At 64.2% G+C, this 24,519-nt stretch carries 17 protein-coding genes; 6 read left to right on the top strand and 11 right to left on the bottom strand.

Annotated elements, in window-relative coordinates:
- Position 1 precedes the first annotated feature (1 nt).
- A complete protein-coding gene (locus AC3B5T_RS04580; RefSeq protein WP_488358290.1) occupies positions 2-1,081 on the bottom strand; it encodes an insoluble domain protein in 1,080 nt (359 codons plus the stop codon).
- 803 nt (positions 1,082-1,884) lie between these two features.
- Between AC3B5T_RS04580 and AC3B5T_RS04575 the strand changes: the two genes are divergently transcribed.
- Positions 1,885-2,478: a helix-turn-helix domain-containing protein gene (locus AC3B5T_RS04575; RefSeq protein ID WP_488358289.1), complete on the top strand. Its 594-nt coding sequence runs from the start codon at positions 1,885-1,887 to the stop codon at positions 2,476-2,478.
- A gap of 212 nt (positions 2,479-2,690) precedes the next feature.
- On the opposite strand, the gene AC3B5T_RS04570 is transcribed toward AC3B5T_RS04575, so the two are convergent.
- The 6 genes from AC3B5T_RS04570 to AC3B5T_RS04545 all read right to left on the bottom strand — a co-directional run bounded on the left by AC3B5T_RS04570 (position 2,691) and on the right by AC3B5T_RS04545 (position 8,658).
- On the bottom strand, positions 2,691-4,085 hold the full coding sequence (locus AC3B5T_RS04570) for an IS1380 family transposase (RefSeq protein ID WP_055476915.1): 1,395 nt from the start codon (positions 4,083-4,085) through the stop codon (positions 2,691-2,693).
- 91 nt (positions 4,086-4,176) lie between these two features.
- Positions 4,177-4,341 (bottom strand): hypothetical protein, encoded by a 165-nt coding sequence (locus tag AC3B5T_RS04565; protein WP_488358288.1) that lies wholly within the window; start codon positions 4,339-4,341, stop codon positions 4,177-4,179.
- Between the two features lie 237 nt (positions 4,342-4,578).
- Positions 4,579-6,069 carry an IS1634 family transposase gene (locus AC3B5T_RS04560; protein WP_488358287.1) on the bottom strand — a complete coding sequence of 497 codons (1,491 nt, stop codon included), beginning with the start codon at positions 6,067-6,069 and terminating at the stop codon, positions 4,579-4,581.
- A gap of 143 nt (positions 6,070-6,212) precedes the next feature.
- The gene (locus AC3B5T_RS04555; RefSeq protein ID WP_488358746.1) at positions 6,213-7,172 is read right to left on the bottom strand and encodes a DUF6545 domain-containing protein; all 960 of its coding nucleotides are present in this window, start codon (positions 7,170-7,172) and stop codon (positions 6,213-6,215) included.
- A gap of 56 nt (positions 7,173-7,228) precedes the next feature.
- Positions 7,229-7,468 (bottom strand): hypothetical protein, encoded by a 240-nt coding sequence (locus AC3B5T_RS04550; RefSeq protein ID WP_488358286.1) that lies wholly within the window; start codon positions 7,466-7,468, stop codon positions 7,229-7,231.
- 197 nt (positions 7,469-7,665) lie between these two features.
- A complete protein-coding gene (locus AC3B5T_RS04545; RefSeq protein WP_488358745.1) occupies positions 7,666-8,658 on the bottom strand; it encodes an IS3 family transposase in 993 nt (330 codons plus the stop codon).
- Between the two features lie 1,524 nt (positions 8,659-10,182).
- Between AC3B5T_RS04545 and istA the strand changes: the two genes are divergently transcribed.
- The 4 genes from istA (at position 10,183) to AC3B5T_RS04525 (ending at position 16,036) form a co-directional block, all read left to right on the top strand.
- The gene (istA, locus tag AC3B5T_RS04540) at positions 10,183-11,694 is read left to right on the top strand and encodes an IS21 family transposase (protein WP_488357826.1); all 1,512 of its coding nucleotides are present in this window, start codon (positions 10,183-10,185) and stop codon (positions 11,692-11,694) included.
- Positions 11,691-12,479, top strand: a complete 789-nt coding sequence (gene istB, locus AC3B5T_RS04535) for an IS21-like element helper ATPase IstB (protein WP_457138401.1) — start codon at positions 11,691-11,693, stop codon at positions 12,477-12,479. Before istA ends, istB begins: the two co-directional genes overlap by 4 nt.
- Before the next feature lie 620 nt (positions 12,480-13,099).
- Positions 13,100-14,359 (top strand): acyl-CoA dehydrogenase family protein, encoded by a 1,260-nt coding sequence (locus tag AC3B5T_RS04530; protein WP_488358285.1) that lies wholly within the window; start codon positions 13,100-13,102, stop codon positions 14,357-14,359.
- A gap of 396 nt (positions 14,360-14,755) precedes the next feature.
- Positions 14,756-16,036, top strand: coding sequence for a DDE-type integrase/transposase/recombinase (locus AC3B5T_RS04525; protein WP_488358284.1), 1,281 nt, complete (start codon positions 14,756-14,758; stop codon positions 16,034-16,036).
- Positions 16,037-16,170: 134 nt separating this feature from the next.
- Here AC3B5T_RS04525 and AC3B5T_RS04520 read toward each other — a convergent pair whose 3' ends face one another.
- The gene (locus tag AC3B5T_RS04520) at positions 16,171-17,409 is read right to left on the bottom strand and encodes an ISL3 family transposase (protein WP_488357563.1); all 1,239 of its coding nucleotides are present in this window, start codon (positions 17,407-17,409) and stop codon (positions 16,171-16,173) included.
- 143 nt (positions 17,410-17,552) lie between these two features.
- Here AC3B5T_RS04520 and AC3B5T_RS04515 point away from each other — a divergent pair, with 143 nt between their 5' ends.
- Entirely contained in the window at positions 17,553-19,202 is a 1,650-nt protein-coding gene (locus tag AC3B5T_RS04515; RefSeq protein ID WP_488358283.1) for an HNH endonuclease signature motif containing protein, read from the top strand.
- Here the strand turns inward: AC3B5T_RS04515 and AC3B5T_RS04510 are convergent.
- The 3 genes from AC3B5T_RS04510 to AC3B5T_RS04500 are packed head-to-tail and all read right to left on the bottom strand — an operon-like array spanning position 19,199 to position 24,215.
- Positions 19,199-21,763 carry a serine/threonine-protein kinase gene (locus AC3B5T_RS04510; protein WP_488358282.1) on the bottom strand — a complete coding sequence of 855 codons (2,565 nt, stop codon included), beginning with the start codon at positions 21,761-21,763 and terminating at the stop codon, positions 19,199-19,201. The two genes, AC3B5T_RS04515 and AC3B5T_RS04510, sit on opposite strands and share 4 nt — an antisense overlap.
- Before the next feature lie 5 nt (positions 21,764-21,768).
- Complete coding sequence (locus AC3B5T_RS04505) at positions 21,769-22,767, bottom strand: glutamate ABC transporter substrate-binding protein (protein ID WP_488358281.1); 999 nt, start codon at positions 22,765-22,767, stop codon at positions 21,769-21,771.
- Entirely contained in the window at positions 22,764-24,215 is a 1,452-nt protein-coding gene (locus AC3B5T_RS04500; RefSeq protein ID WP_488358280.1) for a hypothetical protein, read from the bottom strand. Before AC3B5T_RS04500 ends, AC3B5T_RS04505 begins: the two co-directional genes overlap by 4 nt.
- Positions 24,216-24,519 lie beyond the last annotated feature (304 nt).

The following is a 24,519-nucleotide window of genomic DNA, read 5'->3' as shown; positions in this document are numbered from 1 at the left end:
CTTACACGTCGGCCGGAACGAGTCCAGCGCCGACCGCACCACTGATCAGCTGCGAGGCCAAACCGGGAGTCGATTCTCCGAAGAACGCATCCACGGCCCCGTCGACCTGCTCGAGCACCTGCTTCCCACCCGGCGTAGACGTGGCGAAGTCGCGAACCTGCGTATCAAGCGCCGGTGCCGCCTCGACCGTGTCCTGCACCGCCGACACGACCTGGGAGCCGACAGGATTCGATTCCCACTGTTCGACGACCTGCTCGGTCTGCTCGGTGACCGCGGGCTGGTCGATGTCCGGGACCTCGACCAGCTTCGGTTCGCCCTTGTCGCCCGCTGCGAGCGGGGTCACCGCGGCCACAGCGAGACCGCCACCGACCAGTGCCCCACCCACAGCGGCGGGAGCACCAGCTACTGCCGCGCCGATCCCCGCACCCGCGGCGGTGCCGACGATGCCCACCGGCACCCAACCGATACCGGGGAGGAACACGTTGCCTGCGGTCATCCCGGCGAGACCGCCGATAGTGCCCCCGACCAGTGCACCGGCCGTGGCCGCCGTGGCACCAGCGGTGACAGCGCCGACGGTCGCTCCTGCCGCACCGGCGGCCACCTGTGCCGCTGCGATCCGATCGGCCCGTTCCGTTTCCACACCGATGGACCGCCAGGCCGTCGACACACCGGATTCGACCAGTGCGAAGGTGTTGTTGGTCCGGTCCTTGTCCCCGTCGGTGACCCAGTTCGGCTGCTTGACGTGCAGCTCTCCGATGCGCAGGGTGTCGCGCGGTGCGATGAACGGCTTCGTCGGCTCCACCGGCGTCGGCAGATGCAGCTCTTCGACCTGCACCGGCGCGATGTAGTAGTCATCGGGCACCACGTACGCGTTGGAGTCGTAGTCGTAGTTCGGAATCGCCTGGTACTCGATCCTCTGGGCGGGTGCTGGACCCCAGTACACCGGTTCGGGTTGGGCGGGTTCGGAGAACTCCGCCGCGGCCGACTCGACGGGTGTCGACGGTGTCGAGGTGATGCCTGCCTGCTCCGCTGGAGCCTCCGGAGTCGTGATCCCGGGCTGGTCAGGTGCGGCGCTAGCCATCCCGTTCGTGGCCAATCCGATCACCACCGTCACAGCCCCGAGGAGGGGCGAACCCGTTGGGCTGCCTTCTGCTTATGGAGGCGATGCCGACCACTGAATTCGTTGTGGTTCATACGTTTCCCTTCGTTGTGCCGCGCGTCATCCGAGGCCCGGTATGTATTTGAGGCCGTCAAAGAAGAAGATGAGGAAGTTGAGGAACATGCGAGAAGCCCTTACGTGAGAACGCACTCCACGGCAGGAGTGAGGAATTGGTGAGCGTCGAGGCGTCAGCAGTGAGATAAGTCAGAAGCTGGAAATCAGCGCGTGCCCGACCGGGCACGTCGGATGGCCAGGCAGATGCAGCTGGTAACAGGTGTGGCCGGGTGCCCGCCCCGGGCAATGCTCATCGAGGCCGGGTGCCCGCCCCGCAGGGTGCGGCAAGATCGCCGGACGCGGTGTGGTCGCTCGCGGCGCCTGTAACGGCAGCGAGGCGTAAGTACGATCAGCAGGTGGGTATAGCCGAATGCCCGAGGTCATCGGGTCCTCCATATGGGTACGGCAACGGCCCGCGGGGATCCGAGATCCTGCGTTTGTAACTGTCCAATCCGAAGTCGCTTAGCCACCCCGCAAACCCCTCCCCTAAATTTTCGTACCTCGCTTAAACGCCACCACTCATGCGCGCTTACATTCCGTGCATACATTGGCGATAAGAATGTACCTACCCCTTCTATGTTTACGCAACGCTTATATAGTCTCGGGCAGTGACGTGCCGCGCGCGAGTGTTGGGGTCAGAGACGCTTGTCTTCCTTAAGTACGCTGCTTCCATGCCCGATATGCAGCAGTTCGCCGATGTGGTCAATCTGCGTCGACGTCAGCTAGGGCTGAGCCTTGCCGCTGTCGCAGCACAAGGCGGGCCGTCTGAGCCGACGATGGTGCGGATCGAGAGCGGAGAATCACCGCCACTGCGCGTCGCGACGTTCAAGAAGCTTGACCATGTGCTTCGGTGGGCCGAGGGAAGTGCTGCGACCGCCTACGAGGGCGGCGAGCCGACACCCTTAGGCTCCGATGAGGTTGGTGCGCCAGCTGGTGAAGTATCGATTACCTACTCAGCATTGGGTGAGCTTGTCGAGGTGAGCGCCGAGCTTCGCCGGCTCGCCAACAGTATTGACGAGCCAGAGCTGTCTGCCGCGGTCGACCGTTTACGCACGTTGATCTCGCCGCATATAGGCAGAGTTGCCTCGGCCATGCTCCGAAATCAAGGGGAACAGGGTCATATCAGGCCTACGTGGGTTGCGCAAGCGCTCGATGAATTTTGGGCTGTACCTCCGGAGGACATCACTCCGGCTCGAACCAGGGCAAATATTCGACGGCGTTCGCTGGCCCATGATCTAACGAAGGATGATGAGGCAGATGTTTGAGGAAGTTACCGATCGCCAAAAGGTTGAGTTGCTTCTTAGCCTCGATGTTTCGTGAGGTGGCGGTCCCTTGTTGAGTGGCCCGGTTGGGTGGTCTGAGGACCGGATTTCGGGCGTGGGCCGTGTGGTGTTGTCCGAGGCGTCGGTGTGCGTCGGGTTTCACGGCCCCGAGGTGTGAATGTCCTTTCTGGATCGAAGGTTGGTCGGCCTGGTGGTCAGGCCGGCGCTGGAAGTGCTGCAAGCCTTGCTAGCCCGTCGAGTAGCAGATCGACGTGCGGAGCGTGGGTGGCCAGCTTCATGCGGGTTCGCCGGGCGTGGCGGCTGATCTTGGCCGCGATCGAGAACACGCGGTGGCGCAGTCGCTTGGGTTCCCACCGGCGAGCAGGGTGATCGGTGAACGCGAGCATCTGCGTCCAGGCGATCAACTCGCAGGCGAGCATCACGATCGCGCACCAGATCCGGTTCTGATCGAAGCCGTGCAGCGGGAGATTCGTCAGGCCACAGTCTTTGGCGGTACGGACCCGGTCCTCACATCGAGCCCGCCGCCGGTGACACAGCTCCAGATCAGCGAGTTGGCCACGGACGGTGTTGGTGGCGAACGCGGTCAGCCGCAACCCATCACGGTCGGTGAACCGCAATTGTGCACCCGGGTGCGGCCTCTCCTTCCGGACGATCACACGCATCCCCTGCGGCCAGCCCGATAGGTCGATCAACCCGGTCAACTCGGCCACCCACGCCCCGTCGCGTTGCACGCCGTCGGCATCGTAGGCCGGGGTCCACGCCTCGGGACTGATCCGGTCGGTTGCGGCCGCGATGGTCTCGGTCAGCCCGAATCCCACTGAATAGGCCAGGCGCCGGCGGGTGAGATAGCCGAGGAACTCGTGGGTGCCGCCGGCCGAGTCGGTGCGTACCAGCACCGACTTGCCGACCCGATACCCCTGCACCGTCGGTAGCTGCTCGAGTGCGGCGGCGGTGACCGTGATGTGGTCGGCGGCGGTGTTGGCGCCGGCGTTGCCGGGCCGCAATTGGATGGCCAGGGGTTCGCCAGTGCCCTGGCTACCGTGATCGACAAACGCACACAGCGGGTGGAAACCGAACCCGCGCTTGTAGGTTGGTGCCGCATCCTGTTTCTCCGAGTGCGCGGTCACCAAGGTTGCGTCGAGATCGACGATCAGGGGATCGCCAGTATCGGCGTCGTGATCGGGGGCGGACGTGGCGGCTGCTGACCAGCACTCTGCCCGGGCAGCAGCGCGGGCGGAGTTGATGGCCGTCAATGCCGCTGGGGCGTCGGCGGCCAACGCCGAGATCAGTCGTGACACCGTGGGGTCAGAGGCGACCTGACCGAATACGGCGGGGTCGGCGCGCAGTTGGTTGATGTCGGCCAGACAATCACCGCCGATCGCGACTGCCACGGCCAGATCCGTGATGATCTTGCCTGGATCGTGGGTCGCCAGGGGTTTACGCCACGGTGTCAACGCGTCCGATAAATCGGTGGTCAGGCCCGTTTTCTCGGCTGTCCGCAGCAACACCGTGGCGCCGGCTTGCGACACTACCCCGGTTCCGGTGCCATCTGCAGACAGCACGGGATAGGGCGACGTAGACTTACTCACCTGAATGGTGCTCCTCGATCTGGTCCGATTGATGACTTCGCAATCTCAATCATCCCAGGTCAGGGCACCATTCTTCATTCACGACACGGAATCAGCGTGAAAGCACGAGGTTAGTGTCACGGCGCTGAGTAGTGGTGAAGTTGCGGAGACACTCGGTTGCAGCGAGCAGGCGCTCCTGGCTGGTGATCTTACGGCGGATCAGCAGCAGCGTTTCGTTGAGATCAGCGGCGTTTTCAACGACAGAAGTACCGCTCACGCCACCTACTTCGGCACTCCTGGTGAGAATGACGCCTACACCGAACTTCGGCTGTTGAAGGTGCTGGTCGCTGCTGGGCCGGAGTGCGTTATGTTGCGCGGGTCTGCCAACGCGAGTCAGCGTAAAGCACTCCTGGTCAGTCTCGAAGAGATTGGGAATCCCAGCGTCGCGCAAGATTGATGACATCGGCGGCGGTGACGCTGGAATCCGTGAGGGTCTTACCTGACTTCGGTCAGGTTAGTGCGCACTGCGGATTGCGGTGATGAGCTTCTGCAGGTCGTCGGGTAGCGGGTCGGCGGCGGTGATGGTGTGGGCGCCGGCTTTGATCTGCACGGTGCGGTAGCGGCGGGTGGTGGTGACGAACTTCTTGATCGACCAGCCAGAGCGTTCCTCGATGACGCGGGTGATCGCGAGGGCTGCGAACACGATGGTCAGGTGGGCTTCGATGGAGTCGCGGGTGTGGTGGAAGATCGGCCGGGCTGCGAGGTCAGATTTCGACATCCGGAAGCTCTTCTCGATCCGCCACAGTTGGTGGTAGGAGCCGATCACGAATTCCGGTGTCGGGGAATCAATGTTGGTGGCGTAGGCCTTCCAGCCGGCCAACGTGCGGGCTTTGGTTTCGAGTTCACGGTTGACGCTTTTGTCCGCGCCTTTGAGCGTGACGAATCGGTTGCGCTTGACCGGCGCTTTGCCGGCAACAGCATTCTCAGCTTTGGCGACCTGCTCGTTGATGCCGCGCACACTGCGCCGCGCCCGGTCGGCGCTGTATTTGTAGTAGACGACGTGGTCGCGGCGCTTGTTCTTCGACCCCGCCGGAAACGGCTGGGTCAGCACCAGTCCGTCCGGAGGTGTGGAATCGGGATCGTTGGTGTGCCACTGTGCAATCAAGTACGGGATTGTTGGGATCCTCTCGCCGAGGATGAACGACAGCCCGGCGGCCTCGATGGCTTTCTTGTTGGCATCGGAGATCATCCCGGCATCGGCGACCACGGTGATGTCGGACAGGTGGTGGGCGGCCATGAACGCCCGCAGGGTGGGCAGCATGGTGGCGGTCTCGGCCCGGTTGCCCTCGAACGCTTCGATCATCAGCGGAAACCCGGTCGCGTCGGTGAGCAGGCCGACGGTGATCTGCGGCTCAAGGCGACGTTCCTTGGAGAATCCGGGCTCGCGGAACCCGTCGGCCTTGTCGGTCTCGAAATACAGCGTGGTGACGTCATACAAGATAAGGCTCGCCGGTCCCAACCCGGCGCGCGCTGCGCATGCCGCGGCAAGCCCGCGACGGAACTCCACGGTCGCGTACTGCGGGAGTCGGCGCGTCAGGCTGCGATAGGACATGGTGTCCACGCCGACTTCCTCGAGTACTCGCAGTGAATCCAGCTTGCTGGTCGGTTCAATGATCCGGGCCAGCACCAGATCCCGAAACACACTGTCTCGCTTTGCTGCTGACTCGAATCCGAGATCGACGTAGACCGCGGCCAGGGCGTCCCACAGGACCTGCATCCGCGACGACTGGATCGGCAGCGGCCCCGAAGCGGCGGCGAGACCGAGGTCGAGTTCGGTCTGCCCTGCGGCCAACCGCTTGGCGGCGACCTCCCTCAACGCCGCCAACTCGGCCTCGGTGTGCGCCGAGCCGATGTGCTCGATGTTGCGTGATCCGCGCCGGTTCGAGTGCACGATTTGCACCGCCGTCGCTCCCGACGCTGTCTTCACCGTGCGTACATACGCCACCTAGGCAGCCTACGGACCAGCCCTTAGTGCACAAATTTCGACCACGAGACACCCAACACCGCAGGTCAGAGCTTCGCAAATCCCGCGGACCCTCCAACTTGTCCTAAGTCAGGCCAACGCGAGTCAGCGTAAAGCACTCCTGGTCAGTCTCGAAGAGATTGGGAATCCCAGCGTCGCGCAAGATTGATGACATCGGCGGCGGTGACGCTGGAATCCGTGAGGGTCTTACGGTTCGGCACGATAGAGCCCGAGTGTAGATCTGCAATGGTGACTGTCGCGGGGTTCAGTCCGAGGTCATAGAGGGCGTCAATGCACTCCGTGATCATTCGCACGGTACTGGCGTCTGGGTCGAGATCTTTCATGTCGAGCTTTACGTGCGGGACTGCATCGGTCAGGTCTCGCCACAAAACCTGAAGTTCGGTGACATTGACGGATGACCGGTTCACAGTGCTGTCACCACTAGTTCGCCGGACCACCGCTGCTGCGCCGACCATCGCCACCACCAAGGTGAAGTAGGCGAAGAGGTTCCCGTTCGAGTTCCGCTGTAGTTGCTCTGCTGGTCCAATGTCGCCAGCAGCGGCACGAATTGCGTACCACAGCAGTGTGATTGCATTGAGGCCTGTGGCAAAGAATAGGGCAACGACCGTGGCAGAGGGTGCGAGTAGTCCGCGGTTCGGCCTATCAGTTCGGATCGCGGCAGCGAGAACTGTCGCGGCATATGCTTCGAGCACGATGATCGAGCCTGCATAGATGGTGAAATACGCGACTGCGATGCCCTGCGGATGCGCGGCTTCGATGACACGGTCACGTTGACCAGCCAGCCCGTCGAGAGCGATGAGGCCAGCTGACGCAGCGGCCACCCCGGAGGCGAGGCGGACAGGTCGTAGACGTTTCGCTGCGCTTGCTGCTGCCCAAGCCGCAACTGCGGCTGCTATGACACACAGGACGTGTGCGGCTAACCGGACCGTGCGGGCATCGAGGTAAGCGGTGAGAGTGTCGTTGATGGGGCCGGCCTTAAGGGTGTATACCGCGGTGAAGCACAGGATGAGCACGGTGACGATCCGCGCGTGCCTGCTGCGGACCAGGTAGAAACGGGAGATCACGACGATCAAGGCAAAGGAGAGTATGCCCAGATCGAGAGCGAGGGGTAGGTGATTTCTCATCGACTCGCGTAAGCCCGAATCATGTTGCTAGCACACACGACCTGCACAGAGTTGCGTAACGCCTTGAAGTCGTGATCATCGAGTAGCGTGAGAATCAGTAGTTTGGTAGCCAAGTACTCGGCGCCGTACTCCGCGATCGTGTCGTACTCGGTTCGTTTAAGTGCGTCCTTGAGCAGTTCCGGAGACAATGAGGGAAACCAAGCGGCCAGCATCTGGTCGTCCAGTACTTCGGTCATGCCGCAGCTATGGTCCAGCAGAATATGTGCCAATTCGTGGCAGATGATCAGCGTGGCCCGCCACGATCCTGCTCTGTGATCGTAAAACACGTAATCGGTGTTGTTTCGGGCGCGCAAGAGGAATCCGGAAGGCCGATCCTCCAGACCGGAGACCGGGAAGGGTACGAGTGAGGGGGACCCGTTTGGTGGTCCAGTCGCTATGCGGCTTGGGGTGCGTGGGTCGTGGTCCACTGTAGAGCGAACTCGGCGGGGCTGAGTTCGCCGTGGGCGCTGTGGGGTCGGGCGGTGTTGTAGTCGGTCCTCCAATCCGCGGTGATCACTTGGGCTTCGAGCAGCGAATCGAAACGCCACGAGTTGAGTAGTTCATCACGCAGGCGACCGTTGAACGATTCGATCCAGCCGTTCTGCCACGGCGAGCCGGGGTCGATGAACAAGGCTCCGGTGCCGGTGAATCGGCACCAGTCGCGTACGGCGTGAGCCACGAATTCGGGGCCGTTGTCGAACCGCACGTAGACCGGTGTTCCACGCGTGAGAGCGAGGCGGTCAAGGACTGCGACCACTTGGTCGGCGTCGATTGACCTGCCGACTTCGATGGCCAGGCACTCTCGGGTGTACTCGTCAATGATGTTGAGCAGCTTGACTGTTCGCCCGTCAGCGAGGGCGTCGAATTGGAAGTCCATCGCCCAGATCACGTTCGGCCGGATAGGACGCATCGCCCCTACGGTGACACCGATACCAGTCAACCGCTTCTTTTTGCGGCGCTGGGGCACTCGAAGTCCTTCCTCACGCCACAGTCGACGGATGCGTTTGTCGTGGGACACCGTGGAGGCGTCCAGGGCGCACGCCTGTGCCAGCCGCCGGCAGTCGATGTCGAGAACCCGGGTTCGGGCGGTGCGCGCTAGCGCCGTCAGCGCGTGCAGGATCCGCTCGTCACTGGCCCCACCGCGCCGGCCCCAGCGCGCCGCTGTCGCTACGAGGGCATGTTCGATGCCGTCGAGTTCGTCGTCGATCGGCTCACGCGGCGCCTGGCCAGGGTCAGCGGTAAAGGTAGCGGCTCGGACGAGGGCGCGGGACCACTGGCGTTCTGTGTCGCCGCGGCCGCGGGCCGCGTCCTCACGAAGCCGAATCAGTCCAGGGGCGGCGGCAACGGCGGCACGCGCGTCGTCCAATGTGTGCCCAGCCCGCGCCATGGACAGGAAGATCGCGTGGGTCAGGGCGCTGCGGTCGGTGCCCGGTGCCGGTGCGGCACCGAGTAAGGCCGCGGTGCGGTGGGGAATGGGCCGGCGGGGACGGTCGAGGCGGGGACCCGCGGAGTCCTCCACGATCCGCAGTGCGGACGAGCGGCGGGCGGCGGAGGATGGACCCGGTTCGAGGTGGGGATGGCGCGCGAGCAGCCAGGTTACGACCTCGGGTGTTGTTCCGCGGCCAACCTCATCAAGTGCCGCCACGAGGGCCCGGCCTTCCAGATGCGGTGTCGATCGCCCTCCCGTGCGATGGGGCGCTCCCGGCGGGCGCATGGCGCCGGTGGCCGGATTCGTCAGGGCGGAGGTGTCGAGACTGGGGTAGTGCTGGCGGAGGGCATGCGCCAGTCGCCGAACCATGTCCGGGTCTGCGCCGGTATCGGCGAGCCGGACCCATACGTGCTGTCCACCGGTAGGACCGGAGTGAGCCCGCAAATGCGCCACTCCCAGCTCGGTCAGCTGAGAGGCGAGACGGTCCGAATCCTCGCGCACGACACCGCGACCGTAGCGGCCGCTGTCGAAGTCGAACCCGAGCAGGCGAAACCGCTGGTCAGAGTCGGCTAGATAGATTGCCCACGGAAACTCCGGCGGCTGCGCCGGGATGGACACCGTAGCGGTGTAGCTGTGAGTTCGGTCTGGATCAATTCGTACTCGTCGACGAGGCGACCACAGTCGAGTGCACGCCTCGTAAATCTGCGATTTCGCGCCGTCACCAGCGCAGACCTCTGTGACACGCGCATGAATGATTGAACCTGGATCAGGGCATGCGATACCCTGAGACATGTCAGCCAAGACAGTCCCTTCGGGGAAGCAGCAGTACCACTGAGAATCGAGCTGGTAACTCGAATCTCACCAACCTCGAAAACCCTCGGCCTACCCGCCGGGGGTTTTTGGTTTCTCAGCTGGTCAGAAGCACTGCAGACAATGTATGGCGGCTTGCGAGTCGTCCTTTGGTGTCGGACCCCGCTTTCGCGTCGCGTCCTTATGCGGAGAGTGGCAACACCCCCTGATCCAGCTCGCGTACTAGCTCGGGATGCCCGGTATGAAGGGCCAGCAAGTCAGAGACGTACTGGCTAACTGAGCTAGAAGGAAACTGGCTCTAGAACTGTCTGGACCGGCTATCGGGGACCTGCCACGATGTCTTGATACAGAACTGTCACCGATGTCCTGGGAAATGACAGTTGCAGACCAGCGTGTCATCTCCCAGGACATCGGTGACACTTCTGCATCAGGACATCGGTGACAGTGTGAGTGGTCGTGGTGGTGACACTTCTCCACCAACGCTCGATGTCGGCGCCAGCTCGATGTATGTCCATGGCCATGAGAAAGTCCCCATTGGTGGCCAGGTCGAGGTCCCCGCTGGTGGCCAGATAAAAGTCCCCACCCTGTGTTCGTCGTGTCGACCCGGAACTGAGGGCCCAGGCGATGACGGTGAAGGTGCCAACCGATCACCATCACCGCCTGGGAGTTCCATTGAAGTCTGCGAAGGACCGTATGGACATCATTTCTGCTTACCGAGAACTCGGAAGCTATCGCGCCGCAGCCGAGGTGTGCGGCACCACCCACAAGACCGTCAAGCGTGTGGTCGACCGGTTCGAGGCCGACGATCAACCACCCGACCGCAAGGAACGGGCCCGCAACTACGATGCGGTCGCCGAGTTGGTCGCTGAGCGAGTCGAGCGGTCACACGGCCGGATCACCGCCAAGCGACTGCTGCCGGTAGCACGTGCCGCGGGCTATGAGGGCTCGGCCCGCAACTTCCGTCGTCTCGTCGCCCAGGAGAAAACACAGTGGCGCCGTGATCATCATCGTGGCCGCCGCCCGGCGGTGTGGGCTCCGGGTGACTACCTGGTCATCGATTGGGCCGTAATCGGCGGGCTGCACATGTTCTGCGCGGTGTTGGCGTTCTCGCGGTGGCGGTTCGTTCGGTTCGCCACCAACGAAACATCCATCACCACACTCGGATTCATCGCCGAAGCGTTAGAAGAGATCGGTGGAGTGCCCAACAAGGTACTCGCTGATCGGATGGGTTGCCTCAAAGGTGGAGTCGTCGCCAACGTCGTCGTACCCACCCCCACGTATGTGCGGTTTGCCACCCACTACGGGTTTTCCCCGGACTTCTGTCACGGCGCCGATCCGGAATCGAAAGGGATCGTGGAGAACCTCTGCGGGTACGCGCAGTCGGATCTGGCGCAGCCGTTGTGGACCGAAGCCAAGATCGCTGCTGGTCGTGACGACGTGCAGCTGGATGTGCACGCAGCGAACCGGGCCGCGCGGGACTGGTGTGTCGAGGTCAACACCCGCCGTCACAGCGACACACTGTGCGTGCCTGCTGACCAACTCACGATCGAACGAGACACATTGAGCCCGTTGCCGTCTCTGCGGGCCCAGGTCGGTCCACCGCCGGTCACCCGTAAGGTCGATCGCCTCTCCTGTATCCGGTACGCCTCGGCCCGCTACTCGGTACCCAACCGGCTCATCGGCACCACCGTGACCCTCATCCAGGACGGTGAACGGCTCCTGATCGCCGAACCTACCTCCGGTGAGGTGGTCGCCGATCATCTGTTGGCCGCACCCGGAGAGGTCGTCCTCAACGATGCCCACTACGGGGGGCCACGCACCCCGCCCAGTCGTGCACCACGACCCAAAACCGCAGCAGAGAAGCAGTTCTGCGATCTCGGTGAGGTTGCTGAGCAGTTCCTGGTCGGTGCCGCGGCCATCGGGAACACCCGCCTGGGCGGTGAACTCGACGACATCCTCGGGCTCGTCACCTCCCACGGCCACGAACAGGTGCTCACCGCCCTGACCAGGGCGGTGGCATTCCGACGGTTCAAGGCCGCCGATGTGCGCTCGATCCTCGATGCCGGAGCCGGCACCCCCAACCCGCGACCGGCCGGCACAGCACTGCTCGGGCACCTGCCTACCGCGCCCACCCGCTCGCTGGATGCCTACAAGCTCGGCGCCGGCGACAAGGAGGTGTCATGACCACCACAACATCGACACCCGTTGCACCTCAGACAGTGCCGCCACTACCGGCCGACCTCGACCAAGCGCTACGCCGATTGAAGCTCGCCTCGATCCGCCGCACCGCACCCGAGGTCCTGCTCACCGCGAAAACCCAGCGATGGACACCCGAAGAAGTACTGCGAACCCTGGTCGAAGCCGAGATCGCCGCTCGTGATGCCTCCAACATCCGCAACCGACTAAAAGCTGCCGGGTTCCCGGTCACCAAAACCTTGGAATCGTTCGACGTGGCCGCATCCTCCATCCCGGCCAATACCTTCGAATACCTATCCTCACTGGAATGGGTTCGAGCCCAACACAATCTGGCCTTGATCGGCCCAGCCGGGACGGGTAAGAGTCACACCCTGATCGGGCTGGGGATCGCCGCAGTACACGCCGGACACAAAGTGCGGTACTTCACCGCCGCCGACCTCGTGGAGACCCTGTATCGCGGACTGGCCGACAACACCGTCGGCAGAACCATCGACACCCTGCTACGCCAAGATCTGCTCATCCTCGACGAGATCGGATTCGCACCACTCGACGACACCGGCACCCAACTACTGTTCCGGCTCGTCGCCGGCGCCTACGAACGCCGATCTCTCGCGATCGCCAGCCACTGGCCCTTCGAACAATGGGGACGATTCCTGCCCGAACACACCACCGCCGCCAGCATCCTCGACCGGCTCCTACACCACGCCACCATCGTCATCACCGACGGCGACTCCTACCGCATGACACACCGAACGGAGGTGCCACCCACCTAGAACATCCCGCACAGGGTGGGGACTTTTACCTGGCCACCAGCGGGGACATCAAACTGGCCGTTGACAGATGTAGAAGGCGGATTGTGTCGGCCCCTTCCGTGAGTGTCTGTCCCACAGGCGCTTCCAGTAGAGAAAAGGCACACCTTATGTCAGGTAAACATGACATCGGATGGGGCAGAGCTTGGTATGCGTCACGGGCCTGCGTATCACGGCACTATCCGCGGCTCGGCATTGCCATTCGACCGCTTACGGAGGAGAACGGTCCACCTTGTTCTCGTACGCTAGGCGCCCGGTCTGGGTTGACAAGACTCGCGCGTCAGGCGGAACCGTGACGACGGTGCTCAATGGGCCTGTGTGTTGGCATTTTGTCAATGCTGTCTGTACTAGATCGATGTTCATTTGGTGTGCACCGAGACTGGAAAGTACATCCGTGCTTCGGCTGTGGCTAGCCGTGCCTCGGCTTGGTCAGCGGTAGTGGGTGGCGCGTCCGCACAACGGCATTAGCCGTGCGTGAGCAGGAGTTGACACGTCGGATATCGCCGGACCCCGGGGGGGTAACAGGGCGCAGCAACCATCGGTCTGGCACAACCCCCGACTACTAAGAAGGAAGTAGGCACCCCATGGCCATCGACTTTACGTTGTCCGAGGAACAGATGGGCCTCCGCAAACAAGCCCGCGACTTCGCGGAAGGCGTTCTCAGCACGGTCGCCGACACGATTGCTCCGTTCGACGACCCGTTGGACAGATTTCGAGCCCTCAAGCCGATCTACCAGCAAATGGTGGACGCGGGCTTCATCAAGGGTCTGGTCCCCAAGGAGTATGGCGGCGATGGCCTCACGAGTCTGCAGTTTGCTCTTGCCGCCGAGGAACTAGCGCGGGTCGACGTCAACGTCCCCACCGCATTCATCGCTGGAGGAGTCGGCCTGTACCCGATCGTGGCAGGCGGCACCCCCGAGCAAAAGGAGAGGTTCTTCGCCCCCTTCATAGACGGTAGTCCCTCGCTAGCCGCTATCGCCTTCAGCGAAGCGGCGGGCGGGGCTAACTTCGACCACCCTGACCCCGACTTCGGCGTTCAGACGTTCGCGGTGCCAGACGGGGACGAGTGGGTGATCAACGGTCGCAAGGCCTACACCACCAGCGCCTCAGGCTGGTCAGACGGGGAAGGCGTAGAGGTGATGAGCGTGGTGTGTCGAACCGATCCGACGAAGCCGCCGGCCGAGTCGCTGGCCGTCATCGTGATCGAAAAGGGCACCCCCGGCGTGGAAATCGTCGGCATGATCGACACCATCGGCCATGTTGCCTCCAACTCACCGGTCGTGGAGTTCAAGGACGTGCGAGTACCCCTCGAGAATCTGATCGGCAAGCCCGGCGACGGACTCAAGCTGACCAAGGGCGCCTTCTCGTGGAGCTGTGCCAGCATCGGCGCCGCTGCGGTTGGGCGGATGCGGGCGGCCTTCGAGATTGCCTACGACTTCACAAAGACCGAAAAGCGCTCGGGCTCGGTTCCAGTTCTCGAACACCAGAACGCCGGCTACATGCTCGCTGACATCAAAACCCGCATCGAGGCAGGACGCTACTTCGCCTGGAAAGCGGCCGATCACTTCGACAAGACAGGCGGCCTGGACCGCGAACTGTCCAACATGGTGAAAATCTACAACTCCGAACTGTCCGTGCAGACGGTCTATGACGCGATGCGATTGGTCGGAATCGACTCTTACGGCGACCGGACCGGCCTCGCACCCATCATGCAGGACGTACTCTGCTTCCCCGTCTACGACGGCGGCAACATGGGTGTTCGCCGCCGCCACCTCCACGAGATGCTCCTCGACCCGACCTACGACCACCTCGCGGCGGCCGAGAACAGACTCTCAATCGCCTGAGCCTCAGGTGCGGTGCCATCCGACCACCGATCGGCACCGCACCCGCTTAGCGGCATACCGGCACCGCGTCACGCTGTCCTACATGGTTGATGTGGGCAATGCCTTCGACACGATCCTCGGCGCCTCCTCCGCGCGTTGGCGAGTACGAGCGTCGAGTTCGTGTTCGTTGTAGGCGCTCAATGTAGCGGCGGATGCCAGAGACGCCGAGGTGTGCCGATTCCACCCGTTCCACGATCGACTCAGCAACGCGCTCGAACTCAACGATCAGCACACGGGCCTGAGATCTGCCTAACTTGTCGACGCCAACGGGTCATCAGAGGGCGGGCACCGCTGCCATCCCGACGCGGGAGGCCATCCTCCCAGGACATCGGTACTTCCTTCCTCAACGCTGGGACGGTGGCAGTTAATGAACCCATCGACCCTGTTGTGCGGCTGGCGATCTCGCAGTGGCCCGATGATGCACCCCGCGGATCAGTCTCGACGTTCTGCACCGAACAAGGCATTTCCCGGAAGTCGTTCTACGAGTTACGTAAACGCGCGAAGACCGACGGGCCCTCAGCGGTCCTCGAACCGCGGACCCGCCGCCCGAAGTCGAACCCGTCGGCGCTGAGTGCTGAGGTCAAATTACAGGCGGTAGCAGTGCGCGCCGCCCTGGAGGCGTCGGGTCTGGATCACGGACCAATCAGCGTGCACGACAAGATGCAGTCGATGGGCCTGACGCAGGTCCCCTCGACAGCATCGCTGGCACGGATCTTCCGCCAGGCCGGCGTCGCCCGCCACGAGCCGAAGAAGAAACCCCGCTCAGCATGGCGACGGTTCGTCTATCCCGCACCGAACGCGTGCTGGCAACTCGACGGCACCGAATATGTCCTGACCGGCGGACGCAGATGCGTCATCCTGCAGCTCATCGACGATCACTCTCGCTACGCCGTGGGCTCCCATGTGGCCGCCGGTGAGACCGCCGAAGCCGCGATCGCCGTGTTCGACAAGGCAGTCGCCGCGCACGGAGTACCCCAACGACTCCTCACCGACAACGGACCCGCGTTCAACCCCTCGCGCCGCGGCCGCATCGGCCAGCTCGTCAAACACGCCCAAGCGCTCGGGGTCGAAACAATCACCGGCAAGCCCTACAAGCCGACCACCCAAGGAAAGAATGAACGGTTCCACCAGACGCTGTTCCGATACCTGGACAAACAGCCGCTGGCCGACACACGGGCCGAGCTGCAAGCCCAGGTCGATGCGTTCGACCACATCTACAACACCCAACGGCCTCACCAAGGACTCCCAGGGCGGGTCACACCGCTAACCGCGTGGCAAGCAACAACGAAAGCCGATGCGCCACACCCTAAATCCGGTCGGCCGTTGTTCGACCGACCCACACCGCGCCCACGGCCTGTACTGCGACCACCCACTGATCTGCCCGACGGCGTTCTGGTCAGAACCGTCAGCACCTCCGGCACCATCAGCGTGGACGCAGTCACCTACATGGTCGACGTGGATTATGCCTTCGACCAGGTCCTTGTCGCCGTGGACGACAGCACAGTTGTCATCGCCGACGCCCACGGAAAGGTTCTCGTCGAGCATCCCCGGCCAGCTCCTGGAATCACATACGTCGGCAACCGCCGGCCCCGCGGCCCACGCCCCGCCAAGAAGACCACACCGTCACCGAAGTCCTGACACACCAAGTGTCACCAATGTCCTGATGCAGAACCGTCACCGATGTCTTGATACATCACAGTTGCAGACCAGCGCCATAGTCGCTACACTCGAACATATATGGATCTCCTGACCTGAAAGTGGGCGGTTTTCGGTCAGATTCGATGTGGAAGTTCCGGGCATGCGCCACCCCTGGTGAGGTTCGCCATCGCGATCAAAGCGTCAGGTGTGTGAAATCCGTATGACCGCTTCGTCAATGACCGCAGATGGCAGTTCGTTGCTTCGACTCGCGCGTTGCTCATCTGACACTCGACCGCGTTAAAGATCTGGACCTCACGTTTACGGATACTCGGCGCCAGGGTGCGAATCTCGGGTATATCGCAGGTCTCCGCCTTCTTCAACCAGCGCCGCAACGGCGCCCAACACGAGGAATAAGCACCTGAAAGTATGTGCCTTATCTCTTCTTTCATCTGATACGCACGGGCCAGCACACTGTTGGCATCGGTGACCACGATGGACTGCAGCCGCTCCTGACTCTCGGTGAGGTCGTCAGGATTCTTCAACAACGCCCACCTCAATCGGCCGCGTTCCACCTTTGACAAGCCGGCTATCCGGCTCATCACCCGAGACCGGCACCGGTCCAACGCCTGATTAACCCACTGCAGCACATGGAATGGGTCCATACACCAGTACGCCCCCGGCGCCTGCTCAGCGAGGACCGCACCGATGTATTCGGCGCCATCAGCACTGATGTGAGTGATCTTGCGTGCTCGCACGTCACCCAGTTCGTCGAAGAATCGCTCGATGGTCTCCTTCTTGGCGCCCTCACCCGCCCACACCAACTGACCTGTGTCATGGTTGACCACGACGACCAAGTACTTGCGGCCCTTGCGATAAGCGATTTCATCGATGCCGATACGCCGCAACCCGTTCAAGCGTTTAGTAAGTCCGACATGGTCGTCGACCACGCGCTCGACGATACGAGACACCGTCCGCCAGGAAACCCGTAGATAGGCACTCACCGCGGTCATCGGGGCGTGCGCGCACAGCCATGCGACGGTGTCGTCGAACGCCCTGGTCATCTTCGCTTCCGGACGTGCCCACGGAACCAACTCAGTCTTCGTACCATGGCGAGGGCACTTCACGCGGTTGGCGGGCAACTCGAGGAAGCATCGCCAGCCACCCATGTCGAGATGTCGCCACCGTCGCGGTGCCGGTGGCTGATCGTAACCAGGGCACCGCTTCTTACACTGCGGGCACCGTGATCGTGCGTTCGCGTGCAGTTCCAGTGTCACCACGATGACCTGCCCACGATCATCCTCATCGAACCTGACACCCACGACACGGGCACGCTCGATTCCCAGCAACTTCTGCAGTACTCTGACAGTGCGCAACGCCCACTCCCTTTGGTCTTTGTTTTCGCAACTCAAAACCTAAGTGAGACTGGGCGTTGCGTGCGTTAGGCTCGCGAGAAGGCACCCACTTTGGCGTCAGAAGAGCCACATATATTCGAGACAATGTCTCCGGGGGGGTGACCATGTCCGACGAATCCGCTTCGCTGCAACCACGTGCAGTCGAGCTGGTGGCCGAGCTGCACGCGATCCTCGACGAACTGCAGACCGTCGACCTGTCCCGGTGTACCGACGAGGAACTGATCGACGTCGCCTCTGCCACCGAACGTGCAATCGCTCGAACCACTTACGCCGGCGACCGCCAAGTCGCCGAAGTCGAGGCTCGCGACCTGCCACGCAAGACCGGATACCGCACCCTCACACAGTTCATGAACCATCGCCTCCGCATCGCCAACCCGGTGCGACGGCGCAAGCACCTCAATGCCACCGCCACCCTCACCTGCCTCAACGGCGACCGTCTGGAACCCGAACACCCCACGCTGGCAGAAGCTTTCGCCACAGGGACTGTCGGAACCGCGCACATCCAGGCAGCCCTCGACGTCCTCGACCACATCCCGACCGCCGTCGACCACGACGTGAAAGTCGCTGCTGAACGTCAGATGGCCGAGGTCGCCGTAGCCCACACGCCTGCCGAGATCACGCAACTCGGCGCGCGGTTGCTCGCCCATCTCGATCCGGACGGCACCCTCGCCGATGAGAACGAGCGAAAGCGCCGCCGTAGCCTGTGGGTCAACCGGCAACGCGCCGACGGCACCGCGAAGATGACCGCCACTCTGACGCCCGAACTGACCGCCAGGGTGACCATGCTGTTGGCGGTATGGGCCAAACCCGGCATGAACAATCCCAATGATCCTCATTCGCCCACAGGCTCTTTCGAAGATGCCGATCCGGACGCACTCGTGGCCGCGGCGGAACGCGACGAGCGCACCCCCGCCCAGATCAATCACGACGCGCTGAACGCACTGCTGAAAGCCGTGCTCGAAGACGGGTTGCTCGGCACCTCACACCGTGGGCTACCTGTCCAGCTGATCATCAAAGCCGATCTCTGTGACTTGATCCGCGAAGCCGGCCTCGCCACCACCGCCACGGGCACCCTGATCCCCATTCCCGACCTGGTCGCGACCGCCGGCGACATTCAGCCGTGGTTGGCGATCTTCAAAGACGCCACCGCCGTACCCCTGTACTTCGGGCGCGGCAAGCGTCTGGCCACCCGCGAACAACGCCTCGTCTCCTTCGCCCGCCCCGACGGCGAAGTGTGCTCGGCACCTGGGTGCGATCAGCCCGCCACCCAGGTCGAACTCCATCACGCCCACAAGGACTGGGCCAAGGGTGGTCTCACCGACATCGACGACCTCGCGCCGGCCTGCCCGCGGCACAATCGCATGGTCGGTGACCAGCCCGGCCAGTACACCACCCGCATCGAACGGTCCGGACCCGACGAAGGCCGCTGCGTCTGGCGACTCAACGCCGAACCCGGCGCGCCACCCAACCCCGGTCGCCTGAACCGCCGACCCGACATACCGCAGCGGTTCACGACACACCTGAACACAGTGCGCAACGAGATCCACGGACCACCGACACGGTCCGGCGATCACTCACGCCCAGACAACCGAAACTGCGATGACCTGCGCCTGACGATCAGCCACGTCATCGACGTAAGACCACCACGGCGCGTGCGTCGCACCCGTCTGTCGCTGGTCGAGGCACACCTCGAGGATCTCCTCAGCAAAGACTCGCTGGTGCGCAGTGCAACAGCACCGTTCCGGTCGTCCTAGAACAACGTGTTCGGCCGAACGTAATTGGCGAGGTCGACGAGCATGAACCGGTGGTCCCGGTTGGTGCGGGTCAGACGTGCCAGCTGACGTAACGAGCGCTCCGTGCCGGTGCGAATCCCGTACTCGGTGAACGGGAATCCGAGAAGCGTCGACGGCTCCTTGTCCAGCAGGGCGTCGTCGGGGTTGTCGTGAATCCAGCCCAGCGCGGTGCCCAGCACGATCAGCAGCATCCGGGCCTTGCGCGGTTCGGTGTCCGGGATCTGTTCCAGGCGCCGCGCCGCCTCGACGATCTGCTCACGGGTCACCTGCGCGGTGGGCCGTCCGTGGACGAGCGCGATGATCGCCGTCGCGCGTGCGGTGTTGAAGTGGCGGCTGGTCGCGGGAACCTCGTCGAGCGGCTGGATGGCGGCGTCGATGTCACCGGCCGCCACCGCGAGCCGGGCCAGACCGAACGCGGCGGTCACGATGCTGTGATCGGTCAGCCACAGATCGTGATAATGGTGCTGCGCAACGTCATACAGTTTGGCGATCTTCTCCGCGGATTTTGCCGGACCGTTCTCGTCGGCGAGCCAGCGGCCGATGAGTTCGGCCGTACCCGCGACGGCGAGCTTGGGTGCGACCTCACCGGGCATCGCACCCAGGACCTCGTCGAAGCGCTCATAGGCCAGTTCGGGCTCGTCGTTCATCAGCGCGCAGATACCCATGTACCACTCGACCCGCCACGAATCGCCGTGGTGGGCGCGGACTTCCTGGAGGAGGGCGAGCGCGGTGTCGACGTCGTCGAGCTGCAGGTGCGCGCGGGCCTCGGCCAGGTCGATCTCCCGTGAGGGGTGGGCGTTCTCGACCGGCCGCCCGCCGAAGAGCGAGGCGAAACCCTCCGCCCGCGCGGTGTTGATCGAGTCGAGGGTCTGACGCGGATCCGACAGCGCCGCCGACGTGAGCAGGCTCGCCGCCGGGTCGAGCGGGTTGACCAGCGGTACGGGCAGCGCGTTGGCGATGTCCACCGGGTCGTAGAACGCCGCCTGATCGGGGTCGAAGAAACCGTCGACGGGCGCGAGCATGAGGTCGGTGCCGAAGGTCGAGCGCTGCGGGGTGAACACCGTCGACAGTGCGGGTCGCGGAACCCCGGTGTGGACGGCGACCGTCTCGCGCAGCACGTTCAGCACCTGCGTGCTCATCTCCTCCGCGGAGACGAAGCGATCGGCCGGGTCGGGTGCCGTGGCACGCTGCAGGAGACGGTAGTACGACGGATTGTTCCGGAAGACAGGCGTTTTCGACGCGGCGGGCAGGCCGTCGACGTAGCGCCCGTTCCGCATCTCCATCGGCACGGTGAGGACTGCGAGCGTGCGCCCGATGCTGTAGATGTCGGTCGCGATCTGCGGTCCGGTCTTGACGATCTCCGGTGCCTGGAAGCCGGGCGTCCCGTACAGGTGTCCGTAACCGTTGATCGGGGAGACGGCGCCGAGATCGATCAGCTTCACCTCGTCGCTGCCGACCATGATGTTCTCGGGTTTGACGTCGTTGTAGACCAGTCCGACCGAATGCAGATAGCCCACGGCGAGAAGTACTTCCAGGATGTAGGCCAAACCCTGCTCCACCGAGAGCAGGGCGTTGTCGGGATCACCTCCGGTGATCTGCTTGAGCGTCTGGCCGCCGATGTACTCCATCACGATGTACCCGAAGCGGTCATCGTCGTCGACGTGCTCGACGAAGTTGTAGATCTTCACGATCCCGGGATGGTTGACCGAGGCCAGGAACTGCCGCTCCGCGACCGCGACGCGCTGGGCCTCCGAATCCGAGGAATTCAGCAGACCTTTGAGGACGACGGGCCGATCACTGACGTTGCGGTCGATGGCGAGGTAGATCCAGCCGAGGCCGCCGTGGGCGATCGCGCCGGCGATCTCGTACTGGTCGGCGACCAGCGTGCCCGGCGCCAGGCCCGGGACGAACGAGTACCGGGCGCCACAGTTGCCGCAGTCGCCGGTCGGGGGGCCGGCACCCTCGCCCTCCCGTCGGCCGACCGGTTTGCCGCAGCGCCAGCAGAACCGCTTGCTGTCGGCGATCACCGGGTCGTCGATGACGGCATCGGCGGGTTCGATGTCGGTGATCTTCGGCATCTCGACCAGGCCACTGCCGAGCCGGCGTTCGTGCACCGGAGGCCGACGATGCGGCACCAGTCGCCGGCCGAGCGGACCCGAGTCGGGTTCGGGATGGGGTACGGCCGGACGGGATCGGACGACGCGGTCGGTCCGGTCGTCGGGGTCGACCCCGACGGTGAACACCGGTGCGACCGCCTGTGTTCCGACACCCGGGTCGGCGCGGCGCCCGGGCCGTGGATCGGTCGTGTCGTCGGAGCCGGCGGTGAGTGCCGCGAGGTCGGCCTTCTGGGTGCCGACCTCGGTGACCTTCGCGGTGGTCTCGGCGTCGCTCCCGTGTGGGTCGTCATCCCCGAGAAGCGAGTCGAGCGAGACCCGCTGGGTGCCCAGCTCGTCGCCCTCCGTGTGGGCGCGCGAATCGCCGCGCACGTCGTCCGGCTCGTCGTCGCGGGCGGTGCGGTCCATGGGCATCAGTCCCGGTAGTACGGCTGGGGTGCGCCGTACCCACTGTCGAGGATGGACAACCAGCGGTCGCGGATCTCCTGCCAGCGACCGGTGACGCGAATGCGCTCGAGCACCCCGTTGACGAAGCGGACCATGTCGTCCTGCCCCTTGGGAATCCCGACGCCGTAGAACTCCTCGCCGAGGCTGGGACCGACGACCCGGACCCATGGGTCCTGCGCGGCGAGGCCCGCGAGGATCGCGTCGTCCGACGTCACCGCATCGATCTGGCCCTGCTGCATGAGCACCAGGCAGTCGGCCCAGGTGGTGGTGCTGACCATGCGCGCGCGTGGCTGGATCGACTGGATGCGACCGATCGAGGTCGTCCCGCGCGCCGCGCAGACGCGTTTGCCCGCGAGTTGATCCGGACCGGAGACGTTCGAGTTCCGGAAAGACAGAATCCGCTGCGAGGCAACGTAATAAGGGGCGGAGAAGCTGATGTCGCGCAATCGGTCGCAGGTGATGCTCATCGTCTTGATCACCACGTCGACGGTCATGTCCCGCAGCGCGTCGATGCGCTGCGCGGAACTCAGGACCTGGAATTCGATCCGGCGGTCGTCCCCGAAGATGGCCCCGGCGATCTCGTGCGCGATGTCGACGTCGAAACCCTGGATGTCGCCGGTGATCGGATCGCGGAAGCTGAACAGGTTGGAGCCGATGTCGAGGCCGACGATGAGCCGGCCGCGTTCCAGGATCCCGGCCATCGTCGAATTAGGTGGCATCTGACGGGCAAGCGGCATCTGGGCGGGTGGCCGCAGGGTCAGCGTCGCGTTGCATGCCTCGGAACTCGGTGGGGGTTCGACGGGCACGTCGACCTGCACGCCGGGCAGCACGGGCGACCCGGCGGTGGCGGTCGGCGGCGGTGATTCGGGTGCGGGAAAACGCACGCATCCCGTCGCGACCAGACCGGTGAGCGCGAGCACGACCACGACGGTCAGCAGGCGGCGAGCCGAGCGCGTGGTCGTCATCGGTACTCCCGGATCCGGGGGATGAGACCGCCCACGACCGCGACGCCGGCGAAGACGGTGAGCAGCAGGATGCCGGTACCGGTGAACCCGAGTACGCGCTGCGCGGTGTTGATGTCGTCCCGGAACGAGTTCCGGGCGGTGGTGATCGCATCGACCAGGGCGGTGTCGACCGCGGTGTAGGCGCGCGCGGAACTGTCCGGCCCGTCGCCGACGGTGTGCAGGCGCGCGAGCCCGAAGTTCCCGGTCTGGATGTAGCGGCGGACGGCGGCGTCGGTGCGCCGCCACTCCGTCAGCGCCGCGGTGACCGTGTCCAGCTGCTCGGGGGTGACGGCGCTGTCACCGTCCTCGGTTCCCTCGCGCACGTCGTCGACGATGGTGCCGATCTCGCTCGTCGCGACGGAGAAGCTGCGTTCCAGACCGCCCTGGTCGCCGCGGCGGATGAGGGACAGCGTCTCGGCCGACCGTGCCTGCTGGGTGAGGATGCGCGCAGCGGTCAGGTCGCGGAGCGGGTCGGCTCCCTCGGTGCGGGCGTCGCTGGTCGCGGCGACCGACATCAGGCCGGAGGCGAGCAGCCACAGGGTCCCGATGCCGAGGGCGAAGACGGCGGCGACGACCCCGACGTTGAACCGTCTGCGGGTCCGGCGCGCGAGATAGCGGGACGTCAGCACCAGCGCGGCGAGCAGGAACAACAGCGGTGCGTAGACGGTCCAGGGCGGACGGGTCAGCGTCTGCTGTGGATCGGCGATGGCCATCGAACGTCGTTCGTAGAGACGCTGCGCGGCCGGCAGGATCTGATCCTGCATCATCGACGACGCCTGTCCGAGATACGCCGACCCCACCGGATTGCCGAGCCGGTTGTTGGTCCGCGCCGTCTCGATGAGTCCGCTGTACACCGGGATCGACGTCGACAGCGTCTCCAGATCGGCGCTGACCGCCTGCTCCGACCGGTCCGACGTCATCCCGGAACCGGGCTCGCTGGAGGTACCGGTCGCCAGGATCAACGACGACGACGCCGTCGCCAACGCATCCGAGTAGCGCTGCCGCAGATCAGGGGTCTCGAGTCCGCCGGAGATGAACGCCGCGTTGGCCGAGGCGTCGGCGATCGACAGTGAGCTGTAGAGGACCTGGGCGGCCTCGGCGAGCGGCTCGGTCCGATCGATGAGGCGCTGCAGGGTCTGGGTGCGGTCTTCGAGAACCGTCGATGCGTACAGCCCGGTGCTCAGACAGCCCAGCGCCAGGATGCCGCAGATGATGATGAGTTTGCCAGGGGTCGTGACCGCGAAGTGGCGGATGGTCTGGAAGGGCGACTGGGCGCGTTCCCGGGCGGTGGCGACGAGTTCGCGACGGTCGGCGAGCACCTGGCGGATCGGGGGCGAGGCCTGCGCCGGCCGGATCGTGCGACCGCCACGCGTCAGCGCCGTCCGCACGGAGGACGCGTCGCCGGTCACCTACCTGATCCCTTCTCAAACGCTGGATCGTCTCCGGTGCGGTCGTACGGTCACCGGTTCCCCGTTCCGGATTCGCGTGGCCGGGCGATCAACGCCAGGTGTTGTGTCACTTGGGTCATCGTTCACCGGGTCGTGCGTGTTTCACCCTATGCCATCGGGCAGGGTTCCTCCGGGTTGACCGACGCCGCGTCGCCGACCTCGGTCGTTCGGCTCGCGCTGCGTGAAACCGGCGTCTCCGCACGGTTCTCGCCCCCGTGGTCGGCACCGGTTTGCGATGTTCCTGGCAGGTGGCGCGCGTCTCACT

The organism is Gordonia sp. G4, assembly GCF_057770005.1.
The sequence above is the reverse complement of the archived record's forward strand: the minus strand, read 5'-3'. Positions and strand labels throughout refer to the sequence as shown.